Source organism: Paenibacillus sp. NPDC101420 (assembly GCF_050277435.1).
Taxonomy (GTDB): domain Bacteria; phylum Bacillota; class Bacilli; order Paenibacillales; family Paenibacillaceae; genus Paenibacillus_AQ.
Genome location: NZ_JBNNSE010000005.1, coordinates 502936 through 515537, shown reverse-complemented (window position 1 = coordinate 515537; position 12602 = coordinate 502936). Strand labels below are relative to the sequence as shown.

The following is a 12602-nucleotide window of genomic DNA, read 5'->3' as shown; positions in this document are numbered from 1 at the left end:
AACGTAAACGAGCCAAATGTATGCGAAAAACCGAATACAATGTGCCGCCAGTAACGTAAACGAGCCAAATGTATGCGAAAAACCGAATACAATGTGCCGCCAGTAACGTAAACGAGCCAAATGTATGCGAAAAACCGAATACAATGTGCCTCCGGTAACGTAAACGAGCCAAATATATGCGAAAAACCGAATACAATGTGCCGCCGGTAACGTAAACGAGCTAGCGCTGTTATCTGCCCTGAATCACCCGGGAATGGGCTTGTTATTAGGGAATAAGTGCAATAAGGACGCAGTTCAGGCGTTTTTCTTCTTGAACTATGGGAACTGGTGAACAGGATATAGACCTGATTTGGGAGATATTTTGCTGCAAAAGCTTTTTAGTAGATAATGTCTGCCGGATTTTGATATACTTTAGAGGATGCTTTCACTTGAAGCGGACTGGAGCTAGACCTAAGATAGCTATTCATTCAGAAATGAAGGGGTATGAACGATGAGCAGAGCACCGATTTGAAGATAACCCCAGTGTAATTGAAGCAGAAGCAGGAATTTTATATATGAAGGGATATGTGTAATGAACAAAGCAATAGATCAGAAGCTGCAAAAGGAAGTGGACAGACGCAGAACCTTTGCGATCATTTCCCACCCGGATGCGGGTAAAACAACTTTAACGGAAAAACTACTGTTATTCGGTGGTGCTATCCGTCTGGCGGGAACGGTTAAGGCCCGTAAGGCGAACAAGCATGCAACGAGTGACTGGATGGAAATTGAAAAGCAACGGGGGATTTCTGTTACTTCCTCTGTGATGCAATTTGATTATTTGAATCACCGCGTGAATATTTTGGATACACCGGGTCACCAAGACTTTAGTGAGGACACCTACCGTACACTAACAGCAGCGGATAGTGCGGTCATGCTTATCGACGTGGCAAAAGGTGTGGAAACCCAAACGACCAAGCTGTTTCAGGTATGTGCTAAACGTGGGATTCCAATCTTTACTTTTATCAATAAGCTGGACCGTGAAGGACGCAGTCCGTTTGATCTAATGGAAGAGCTGGAGCAGGTACTGGGTATTCGCTCTGTGCCTATGAACTGGCCGATTGGTAGTGGACGTGAGCTGTGCGGCGTATATGACCGGATGAAGAATCAGGTGGAGCTGTTCCAAGGTGACGATCACTCCGTAATCAAGGTGCAAAAGGTTGACGGATATCGTGATCCAATCATTCGTGAAATGGCTGGGGAATATCTGCATGATCAACTGTGTCAGGATCTGGAGCTGCTGGATGTAGCAGGCGATGCTTTTGACTATGAAAAAGTACTAAGTGGTGAACTCACACCTGTGTTCTTTGGTAGTGCAATCAACAATTTCGGCGTACAGACTTTCCTCGATAATTTCTTGGATCTGGCACCGAAGCCTGAACCACGCCGTAGTACTACAGGTTTGGTAGAACCAATGAACGAGAAGTTTACTGGCTATGTGTTCAAAATCCAAGCCAATATGAACCCGGCTCACCGTGACCGGATTGCTTTCCTGCGTATTGTGTCCGGGAAGTTCGAACGAGGTATGAGCGTGAAGCATGTACGTGCGGGTAAGGACATTAAGCTGGCCCAGCCGCAACAATTCTTAGCGCAAGACCGTGATATCGTAGAGGAAGCTTATCCGGGAGATATTATCGGGTTGTTTGATCCAGGTATTTTTAGAATTGGAGATACACTGAGTCAGGCCGGAGATTTGGAATTCGATGAGCTGCCAACATTCTCACCAGAGATTTTTGCTAAAGTGAGTATTAAAAATGCTTTGAAATCGAAGCAGTTCCAAAAGGGTGTCGATCAGCTGACTGAAGAGGGTATGATTCAAGTATTCCGTACGGTTAACTTTGACGATATTCTGCTCGGTGTAGTTGGACAGCTGCAGTTTGAGGTGTTCGAGTACCGCATGAAGGGTGAATATGGTGTGGATGTTCAGTTGCAGCGTATGCCATACCAGTTCGCGCGTTGGATCGTAGATGATGCTAAACCGGATGCGAGTAAGTTCCGAATTAACTCTACGCTCGTTACAGATAAGAAGGGCAATTTTGTCGTGTTGTTCGAGAATGAATATGCTATGCGGACAGCGATGGATAAGAACCCGACAGCTACGTTCCTAGAGATGGCTCCAAAAGCATTGCTATAGTAAGGAAGCTACAACTTTCTGATTGTTAATAAAAACCTCCGCCTTCAGCGTGCAATTGCACAATGAGAAAGCGGAGGTTTTTGACTAGTTGCGGCTAGTTATGACGTGATATTCCCGGGAGTAATCGTCTCCAGGTGATCATGGAGCATAGAAACCAAATTATCTTGCTTAGCGGTGTCTAAGTCCTTCCATATCATTTCAAACACGGCGCCAAGTCCCGGGAGTGCTGCTTCCGGTCCGTCTACCGAGCCTTCGATCATATGCCGCAAATCTTCTTCAGATTGACCATGCACTTTATGAATAATCGCCTGGCGTAAGTCAATAGTAACCGACATAAAGTACCTCCTTTTTGAAATATAGTGATATTCACTTCGTTTTAATGTACCCTGTATAGGTGCTGGAAATTCAAGTTTTTGTTCGTGTATGCTATACTGTTTTAGATATAGAAATGCTACGGGAGGTACATAAGACATGGCCAAAAAACAATATGCCATCATTGGCATGGGGCGTTTCGGATCCAGTGTTGCGAGAGCACTCAGCGGTATGGGGTTTGACGTACTTGCGATTGATGCGGACGAGCAGCGGACACAGGAAATTTCAAATATAGTAACACACGCAGTATCTGCAGATTCAACGGATGAAGAAGCGCTACGCGCACTTGGTATTCGCAATTTTGATGTGGTGGTTGTGGCTATTGGAGAGGACATTCAGGCAAGCATTCTTACAACTTTAATCCTGAAGGACCTTGGTGTACCAGCAATTATCGCAAAAGCAAAAAGTGAGCTGCACGGCAAAGTATTAGGGAAAATCGGTGCAGACAAGGTGATTTATCCTGAACGGGATATGGGAATGCGGGTTGCGCATCATTTGGCTTCGCCTAATATATTAGATTATATCGAGCTGTCGCCTGACTATAGTATTTTGGACATGAAGGTATCCGGATCAATGCTCGGGAAAAATCTACAAGAGCTCGATATCCGTGCAAAATATGGATGTAACGTAATGGCTATTCGCCAAGGTGAAGAGATGAACATCTCCCCTCGCGCAGAGGATCGCTTGATCGATGGGGATATCCTTGTAATCGTTGGGCATAAAGATAACCTGACGAAGCTGGAGATCGCGTATCAGTAGGTGGTAACGTAATCATCAGGTTTATAGGGGAGTAGAAGAACAAATAGCAAAGATATAAGAGCAAGAATAACTGGCAAGGCATAAGAAAGGAAGACTTTATGGAAATCATGTCTCCGCAAAATACGCGGGTTAAAGAGTGGGCCGGGCTGCAAGAAAAAAAGCACCGTGACAAGGCTCGTAAATATATCGTAGAAGGCGTTCATCTGGTACAGGAAGCGCTGCTGGCTGAAGCAGATGTGGAATGCCTTGCTTATGACCTGGACAAGGGAATGCCCGCTGAACTGAAGGGGCTTCTTCAGTCCGTTCAGGGCATGGATGTGATCGGCGTAACAGCGGCGATCATCTCGAAATGCAGCAGCACTAATACACCGCAGCCGGTGTTCGCCATCGTGCGGAAGGAACAGCAGGCGGTAGAGGCTATCCTAGCGAAGAAGGACAGCCTGGTAGTTGTCCTGGACGGTGTCCAGGACCCCGGTAATGTCGGCACCATCATCCGCAGCGCGGATGCAGCGGGAGCAGACGGAGTGATCCTCGGCCAAGGCTGTGCCGACCTCTACAATCCGAAGACCATTCGTTCCACGATGGGCTCGATGTTTCATCTCCCGGTGGTGGAGGGAGATTTAAGTGAGATTTTGCCACAGGCCCGGGAACGCGGGGCATTGCTGGTAAGTACTTCGCTGCAGGGAGAAGAATCGTGCTATCAGCATGATTTTCACGGCAGTCAGTGGCTGTTGATTGGCAGTGAGGGCAAAGGCATTTCGCCGGAAACTGCGCGACTCGTGGACAAGAGTATCATCATCCCGATGGCAGGCCGCGCTGAATCACTAAATGCGGCGATGGCCGCGACGATTTTGCTGTTTGAGGGAATGAGACAGCGAGAGGCTTAAGTTGTTTCTAAAAAAGGAACGGACGATAAAAAACTGCAAGCTCATGATTGAGTTGCAGTTTTTTTGTCGTTTTTAAGAAGCCTGCTCAAACTGGCTATTGTAGAGCTCTGCATAGAATCCGTTCTGAGCCAGCAATTCTGCGTGGCTGCCGCTTTCCAGGATATCGCCGTCCTTCAGGACCAGAATCACATCAGCATTCTTAATCGTTGAGAGCCGGTGTGCGATAACGAAAGAGGTTCTGCCTTCCATAAGCTTATCCATTGCCTGCTGAATCAGCAGCTCTGTACGGGTATCCACTGAGCTTGTAGCTTCATCAAGAATGAGCATTGGCGCATCTTTCAGCATCGCACGAGCGATGGTCAGCTGCTGCTTTTGTCCGGCGGACAGATTAACTTTATCGTTCAGTACGGTGTTGTATCCGTCACTTAAGGATTTAATGAAGCGGTGCAGGCCAACGGACTTGCAAGCCTCTATAAGCTTCTCGTCTGTAATGTTCTGCTGATTGTAAATCAGGTTCTCTTTGATGGTACCCTCAAACAGCCAGGTATCCTGCAGGACCATACAGAACAGATCATGAATGTTCTCTCTCGTAAGGCTGCTGATCGGCGTATCATCGATGTAGATTTCTCCACCCGTTAATTCGTTGAACCGGATGAGCAGATTGACCAACGTAGTTTTGCCTGCGCCGGTAGGACCAACGATCGCCACTTTTTGCCCAGGTTTTACATCTGTCGAGAAGTTATTGATAATCAGTTTTTCTGAAGTCTCATACGCAAATTGTACTTGGTCAAATTTCACTTTACCTTTAGCAGTTGGCAGTGTGTTCTCTTTGTGACTCTCGTCTTCCATTTCCTCAGCCTCCAGAAATTCGAACACGCGTCCGCCAGCTGCAGATGCAGCTTGCAGGCTCTGCGCGGCCTGGGCAATCTGAGACAACGGCTGGGTAAAGTAACGTACATACATAATGAAGGCGACGATAACCCCAAATGAAATCGTACCGTTCATGGCGAGTACACCTCCAACGATACAGACGGCAACGAATCCAAGATTACCAATAAAGCCCATCAGGGGTGGCATCAGCCCAGAGAGGAATTGTGCTTTGAAGGCGCTGTTCTTCAGTCCCTGATTTAATTCCTGGAAGGTAGTGCGCATCTGCGCTTCGCCATTATACGCTTTAACTACATTATGTCCTGTGTACACTTCTTCGACATGACCGTTGATTTTACCTAAATACTCCTGCTGGCTAGCAAAATATTTCTGCGATTTCTTCATAATGACCACCATAAGGCCAAAGCCGATGATCGTTGCCACGATAGCGGTAAGGGTCATAATTACATTGGTCTTCAGCATCATGACAATCGAACCGACGAACATAGCTATGGCGGTTACGACATTACCAATACTCTGATTCATCGATTGCCCGATGGTATCTACATCATTCGTTACCCGGGATAAAATATCACCTGTGGCCGATTTATTATAGTAGGAGATTGGAAGTTTGTTCATTTTATGAGCCAGATCAGTTCTTAATTTCTTCGAGACCTTCTGGGTAATAATCGACATGATCAAGCCTTGCAAGAGTGACAACAACGCACCGACGCCGTAAATTACGACGAGGGTAATACCAATGGTAGTAATGCCGTCCATATCGATACTGCTGGCAAGACCAGCTGTAATTTTGTCGGTGATCTCGGAGAGTTTGTCCGGACCGAATAACGTGAGCACCGTTCCAGCTGCCGCACAGATTAGCGCAATCACTATAACCGGAACATATTTACGGCAGTAGCGGAGCAGCTTGCTCCATGTATTCTGGCCTTTATTTTTGGTTTTCATTATGCAAGCTCCTCCTTCGTAAGCTGAGAATAAGCGATTTCCTGATAGACGTCGCAGGACTGCATTAGTTCGTCATGGGTTCCCATACCTGCGATTCGTCCAGATTCCAGCACAATGATCTTGTCGGCATCTTTAATCGTACCAATACGCTGTGCAACGATCAGCATCGTTGAATCATTCGCGTCTTTCTTAAGCTCACTGCGTAGTTTGCGGTCAGTCTTATAGTCAAGCGCGGAGAAAGAATCGTCAAAGATTAATATTTCTGGACGCCGGGCAATCGCTCTGGCAATCGACAGCCGCTGTTTTTGTCCGCCAGACAGATTCGTTCCGCCTTGGGCGATATGGGCGTCATAGTTCCCCTCTAGCTTTTCTACAAATTCAGAGGATTGGGAAGTGTACACCGCATCTACAATATCTGAACTGAGGACCTGACCGGATCCGTTCTCACCAAATGCAATATTGGAGGACACTGTTCCGCCAAATAGAACAGCCTTCTGAGAGACATAGCCCATTTTATTCCGCAGCGCTTGCTGGTCGTATTCTCTGACATTGATACCATTTACCAGCACTTCGCCTTCTGTAGCATCATAGAAACGGGGAATGAGGTTAACAAGTGTACTTTTCCCGCAGCCTGTAGATCCGATAAAAGCAACCGTCTCCCCCTGCTTCGCCGTGAAGCTGATGTTCTCCAACACATATTCCTCTGCATCTGGATATTTGAAGCTAACCCCCTTGAATTCAATCTCATCTTCTCTCTTCACAGGGAATTGAGTTACTGATCCATTCTTCAAGCTAGGTACTGTGTCTAGCACTTCATTGATACGTTTAGCCGATACTTGAGCACGGGGCAGTAGAATAAAGATCATAATCAGCATCATAAAGGCCATAACCACTTGCATGGCATAAGATGAGAATACGATCATATCTGAGAACAAGCCCATCTTGGCAGTACCCTCAGCTGCTTGAATGAGCACTGCACCCACCCAATAGATGGAGAGACTGAGTCCACTCATAATCAAAGTAATACTCGGCATCAATAGGGTCATCACATTGTTAGCAAATAGGTTGGTACTGGTAAGCTCGTTGTTAGCTACAGCGAACTTCTGTTCTTGATATTCCTCGGCATTATACGCCCGGATGACACGAAGACCGTTAAGATTCTCTCTGGATACACGATTCAGATTATCTGTAAGCAGCTGCAGCTTTTTAAATTTCGGCAGGACGAGCACGATACAGACTGCGACAATAACTACTAGCAATGCGACCGCGGCACCTGTCGTAAGAGTCCACTCCCAGCTTTTGCCCGAAATCTTGAGTATCGCCCACACTGCGAGGATGGGTGCTTTCACAAGTAGCTGTAAGCCGATCACAATCAGCATTTGTACTTGCGTGATGTCATTCGTGGAACGGGTAATTAGACTGGCTGTTGAGAAGTTACTGATCTCCTCCATCGAAAAGGATTGTACCTTATCGAACAATTTGGAACGCAATCTTGCAGACAAATCGGCTGCTATTCTTGCAGCAATGCCCGCTACAACAACCGAGGTCGCCAGACTGCCAAGAGCACAGAGTAGCATCCAACCTCCTGCGACAAGGATTTCATTCATTTCGCTTCCTGGTGTCTGGATCAGCCGGGTAATATCACTCATGTAGTCAGGCAGTTCTAAATCCAGCCAGACTTGAGCGATAATGAACATGAGACTGATACCGAATAAGAACCATTCTTTGGGTTCCAGATTCTTGAGTAATTTCAACATAAGAATGACTCCTTTGCATTATCGTTGCTATGATCTTAACGGAGAATGATAAACTGAAAGTTAACTTTTGCTATGAAAAGAAAGAAGAGACCGTCCCTTAAGCCATAGAATGACTGCTTGGGGTGATCTCTTCTGTTTGAGCAGATATACTTGAACACATTAGCATTTTATAAAAAAAACACATAATCTATGAATTCTTCAATAAAGTCTGCGCCAGTTTCACTTTTCCTTTTTTGATACATTGTGAATCCAACACTTTCATACATCCGTGGAGCAGGGTTTAAATCGTCATTCGTGGTTACAATAATTTTTGTTACATCATTCTATTCAAGGAGAATTCCCCGGTTAAAGCCGCTCAGTTTTTTGAATTGTACACTCATTTACTGGTAACCCCCAATTCTTTATTTACCTTTTTAAAATCGGGGAGCAGCACGGTAAAAGTGGTTCCTTGCATTGGAACACTGTCGCAGGTGACGGTTCCGCCGTGCAGCTCAATGATTTTTCGGACAATCGTAAGCCCCAGGCCATTACCGGCAGTAGAGTGAGAGGTATCTTGCTGATAGAACTTGTCGAATACCTTGGGAAGTGCACTTGGACTGATGCCTGCTCCATTATCACGGAACGTAATTTCAACCTGATCTTTCATCTTCCTCATAGTAACTTCGATTTCGCCGTGCTCGGGAGTGAATTTAATCGCATTGTCCAATAAATTCAGCCAGACCTGGTTCAGCATCACTTTATTCCCAGGTACCATATAGTCCTGTACGTTGGCTTTGAAGGAAATATGCTTTTTCGTAAGTTTAGTATGCAGTAGCAGGACACATTGGCGAATTTGTTCTCCGACATTGAAGGGCTGCCGGTCGGTTAATATGGCCTGTGCTTCCACTTTGGAGAGGTTCAATACATTGGAGGCCAGTGTAGCCAGACGGGTAGATTCCTCGATAACAATATCCAGATATTCATTCCGTTCATCCTTACTCAGCTCGTCATCCTTCAGGATTTCAGCGAACCCTTTAATCGACACAATTGGAGTACGAAATTCATGGGAGAAATTGTTTACAAAGTCTGTTCGCAGAATTTCAATGCCACCCAGTTCCTCGGCCATCCGGTTAATATTCTCGGAAAGAATCTTGAATTCCGGAGGGTGCTTGAGCTGCAGCCGCATGGAGAAATCGCCTCCGGCCAGTTGGTCAATGGCATCAATAAATGTGCGGATTGATTTCAGCATTCTGCGACTGGTAATTACTGATGTGACGGTGCCGATAATAATGCAGGCGATCAGTATAATCAAGGTGAGAATTTTTTTGTCCTGAAGAATCCGCTCATCAAGTAGGCCGAAGGCCAAGGACAAGTAGGTCAGAATTCCGGTGATTAACACTGTAATGAGGAAAATAATGAATACAGCAAGCGAGAAGTAGATTGGCAGACTGATTTTGCTGCTTAGCTTTTTGATCATTTTCTCACCGCCTTGTATCCGAGACCGCGGACGGACACAAGTTCGAATTCCGGATAGTTTTCAAACCGTTTCCGCAAGCGGTTGATATGTACATTAACCGTAGTGTCCGTAGTCTCGCTGTCCATCCCCCAGATTTCGTCCATCAGCTGGATTCGAGTGAAAATGCGCTCCGGATAGGATAAAAGCTTATAAAGGAGATGGAATTCCTTCTGGGGAAGTGTCTGTTTTTCATTGTCTCGAGTTACTGTTAACGTATCGAAATCAAGAATAATTTTACCGACTACAAGCTTACGGGCGCTTACAATCTGCGAGCGGCGTAGAAGGGCTTGTATTCTCAACAGCATTTCTTCTGTATCTACAGGTTTGGTCATATAATCGTCGGTTCCGAGGCGAAAGCCTTTTTTCTTATCTTCTGGGAGCTGTTTGGCCGTGGCCATGAGGATCGGGATCATGTTGTTCGCATTCCTTAGCTCCTCGGCAAATTCATAACCATCCATCCCCGGCATCATGATATCGAGAATAATTAGATCAATATGCTGGATTTCAAGAACTTCCAGTGCCTGGATTCCATTCTCGGCGGTTAACACTTCATAACCTTCCCGTTTCAGGACAGCGTTCATCAACTTTCTGACATGCTTATCGTCTTCCACAACGAGGATCTTAATCATGGTTTCACTCCAATAGGTTCTGGTTTTGACCGCTTGTTCCCATAATTCTAATTGATAAAAGTGCTAAAGACAAAATCCTTAGCGGTTGGGCAAACTAGTTGTCTCCCGTTGAATTAGTTGAAACGACAGCGGCTGCAGCTCCATGTCCCTACCAAGCAGCGCTGGAGCCAACAGAAGAAAAGCATTCTCCGCTTGTCCCGCAATCGGATTCAGAATGGTCGTGATTCCAAGAGTTCGCGACAGCTCTGAATTATCAAAACCAACGATGGCGAGATCCCCGGGTACGTCCAATTTGTGCCTGCGTGCTTCGTTGAGAATACCTGCTGCCACCAAATCATTGGAGCACAGAATCGCATCTGGCCGGTCTGTTTCATCCATAAGGGAGCGCAGCAACTGCTCTCCGTCGTGGATACTGTAAATCGTAGAGTAATACCATTTCTCCATAACGGGCAGATTATATTTGGTCATGCTTTGCTCATAGGCCAGGCGTCTACTGTGGGTATTAATGCTGCTGGGACGGCCAAAAGCATTGGCGATGCGCTTATACCCTCGCTCTATCAAATGCTCCAAAGCGAGTGTGTATCCATCATGTTGGTTCATGGCAACGGACGGTATTTCAGGATGGTCCATACGCTGCCAGGACACGATGGGTCCGTATTTGCAGTAGGAAGAGATAACATTCTGTTCATTGACGGAGGTCAGGATGAGCAGGGCGTCGACCCGTTTCATTTTGAGATCTTCAAAAGCCTGAAGCTCCTTCTGCTTATCCCCGCCGGTAGTATAAATAATCGTCTGGTATCCGTAACGACCTGAAATTTCGACGAAGCTGTTCATAAAACTCAGAATAAGCTCGTTTAGGTCCATGGTGATCATGCCGATTTGTTGTGTTTGACCTTTGGATAAAGAAATGGCATTTCGGTTAGGAACATAGTCCGTTTCTTTCATGATGGCGAGAATTTTCGCACGAGTCTGCTTGCTAACATGAGGCGATTGGTTCAGGACGCGGGACACCGTGGCTTTGGAAAAGCCCGACAGCTTAGCGATTTCGTCAAGAGTGGACATCGGTTTGTTCTCCTTCACATGATTAGTACTTGACATGTAACGCGTTCCAAGGTTTAGGATTCGAATTAGAGCAGTAATCCTATACTATCACAATAGCAAAGGCGGGAAAAAATATGGAATTGCAATTTCCAAAAGGATTCTTATGGGGCGGTGCTGTAGCAGCCAACCAGCTTGAAGGGGCGTATCAGGAGGATGGTAAAGGATGGTCCACCCAAGATGTTATGCCGAAGGGGATTAAGTCTGCGCCTACAGAGGTTCCCACCGACGATAATATGAAGCTGGTGGGAATCGATTTCTATCACCGATATAAAGAAGATATTAAGCTGTTCGCGGAAATGGGCTTTAAAGTATTCCGGACGTCCATTGCCTGGTCCCGGATTTTTCCAAAAGGGGACGAGCTGGAGCCCAATGAAAAAGGTCTGCAGTTTTACGACGACCTATTCGATGAGTGTCATAAATACGGCATCGAGCCACTGGTGACTATCTCCCATTATGAAACTCCGCTGCATCTGGCAAGAGAATATGATGGATGGGTTAACCGTAAGATGGTGGATTTTTATGAGCGCTATGTGAGAACGATATATAATCGTTACAAGAACAAGGTTAAATATTGGCTGACCTTTAACGAGATTAACTCCATTCTTGAGTTCCCATTTATGAGTGGCGGGATCAATACGCCGTTAGAGAAATTGAGTAAGCAGGATCTGTATCAAGCTATTCATCATGAGTTCGTAGCAAGTGCTCTGGCTGTGCAGATCGGACATGAGATTAATCCAGACTTCCAAATCGGGTGTATGGTGCTTAGCATGCCGATTTATCCGCTCACTCCGCATCCGGACGATTTGATCAAGGCGATGCAAAGTGATCACAAAAATATGTTCTTTGCGGATGTTCATGCTAGAGGGTATTACCCCGGCTATATGAAGCGGTTCTTCAAAGAAAATGGGATTCACATTCATTTTGAGCCAGGGGACGAAGAGATTCTGAAGCATACTGTGGATTTCATATCGTTCAGTTACTATATGAGCACTTGTGAAACGGCTGATCCAGAGAAACAGATCAGAGGAGAAGGGAACCTGCTGGGTGGGGTGCCTAATCCGTATCTGGAAGCGAGCGAATGGGGCTGGCAGATCGACCCGCAAGGCTTGCGTTATGTTATGAATATGTTCTACGACCGATATCAGAAACCGCTGTTTATCGTGGAAAATGGTCTTGGCGCTGTCGATCAGCTGGTATTAGATGGGAACGGCGAAAAGGTAATAAACGACGACTATCGGATCAATTATTTACGAGATCATCTGGTTCAGGTCGCGGAGGCTATTGCCGACGGAGTGGAAGTCATGGGCTATACAAGCTGGGGCTGCATCGACTTGGTTAGCGCAACGAGCGCCGAACTAAAGAAACGTTATGGCTTCATTTATGTGGACCGTCATGACGATAGCTCGGGCACTCTTGAGAGATTCCGGAAAAAGTCCTTCCACTGGTACAAAGAAGTGATTGAATCCAACGGGCAGAACCTGTTCTAGTATGCCGGTTGACATCATGAATTGAACATGTTAATTTGTAAGTAACAATTAATCGGATATAGGATTGCTACTGCATAGCAGGCAAAACCTAAGTTTCATTTATGTTTACGGG

10 protein-coding genes are annotated in these 12602 nt (G+C 45.9%); 4 read left to right on the top strand and 6 right to left on the bottom strand.

Going from position 1 to position 12602, the window contains the following annotated elements:
- The first annotated feature begins 571 nt into the window (after nucleotides 1–571).
- The gene (locus tag ACQKMP_RS22695; protein ID WP_076285313.1) at nucleotides 572–2170 is read left to right on the top strand and encodes a peptide chain release factor 3; all 1599 of its coding nucleotides are present in this window, start codon (nucleotides 572–574) and stop codon (nucleotides 2168–2170) included.
- 98 nt (nucleotides 2171–2268) lie between these two features.
- Here ACQKMP_RS22695 and ACQKMP_RS22690 read toward each other — a convergent pair whose 3' ends face one another.
- Nucleotides 2269–2505, bottom strand: a complete 237-nt coding sequence (locus ACQKMP_RS22690) for a small acid-soluble spore protein SspI (RefSeq protein WP_042191747.1) — start codon at nucleotides 2503–2505, stop codon at nucleotides 2269–2271.
- Nucleotides 2506–2641: 136 nt separating this feature from the next.
- On the opposite strand from ACQKMP_RS22690, the gene ACQKMP_RS22685 reads away from it, so the two are divergent.
- A complete protein-coding gene (locus tag ACQKMP_RS22685; protein WP_076285312.1) occupies nucleotides 2642–3301 on the top strand; it encodes a potassium channel family protein in 660 nt (219 codons plus the stop codon).
- A gap of 98 nt (nucleotides 3302–3399) precedes the next feature.
- A complete protein-coding gene (locus ACQKMP_RS22680; RefSeq protein WP_042194519.1) occupies nucleotides 3400–4188 on the top strand; it encodes a TrmH family RNA methyltransferase in 789 nt (262 codons plus the stop codon).
- 72 nt (nucleotides 4189–4260) lie between these two features.
- Here ACQKMP_RS22680 and ACQKMP_RS22675 read toward each other — a convergent pair whose 3' ends face one another.
- The 5 genes from ACQKMP_RS22675 to ACQKMP_RS22655 form a co-directional block, all read right to left on the bottom strand.
- Nucleotides 4261–6021, bottom strand: coding sequence for an ABC transporter ATP-binding protein (locus tag ACQKMP_RS22675; protein ID WP_427471175.1), 1761 nt, complete (start codon nucleotides 6019–6021; stop codon nucleotides 4261–4263).
- On the bottom strand, nucleotides 6021–7778 hold the full coding sequence (locus ACQKMP_RS22670) for an ABC transporter ATP-binding protein (RefSeq protein ID WP_427471173.1): 1758 nt from the start codon (nucleotides 7776–7778) through the stop codon (nucleotides 6021–6023). The genes ACQKMP_RS22675 and ACQKMP_RS22670 overlap by 1 nt, the downstream gene beginning before the upstream one ends.
- Before the next feature lie 376 nt (nucleotides 7779–8154).
- Nucleotides 8155–9234 carry a HAMP domain-containing sensor histidine kinase gene (locus tag ACQKMP_RS22665; RefSeq protein ID WP_427471171.1) on the bottom strand — a complete coding sequence of 360 codons (1080 nt, stop codon included), beginning with the start codon at nucleotides 9232–9234 and terminating at the stop codon, nucleotides 8155–8157.
- Entirely contained in the window at nucleotides 9231–9902 is a 672-nt protein-coding gene (locus ACQKMP_RS22660; RefSeq protein WP_042191734.1) for a response regulator transcription factor, read from the bottom strand. The genes ACQKMP_RS22665 and ACQKMP_RS22660 overlap by 4 nt, the downstream gene beginning before the upstream one ends.
- Before the next feature lie 78 nt (nucleotides 9903–9980).
- Nucleotides 9981–10964 (bottom strand): LacI family DNA-binding transcriptional regulator, encoded by a 984-nt coding sequence (locus tag ACQKMP_RS22655; protein WP_427471208.1) that lies wholly within the window; start codon nucleotides 10962–10964, stop codon nucleotides 9981–9983.
- A 113-nt stretch (nucleotides 10965–11077) separates the two neighbouring features.
- Here ACQKMP_RS22655 and ACQKMP_RS22650 point away from each other — a divergent pair, with 113 nt between their 5' ends.
- Entirely contained in the window at nucleotides 11078–12490 is a 1413-nt protein-coding gene (locus ACQKMP_RS22650) for a glycoside hydrolase family 1 protein (protein ID WP_427471168.1), read from the top strand.
- Nucleotides 12491–12602: the final 112 nt, after the last annotated feature.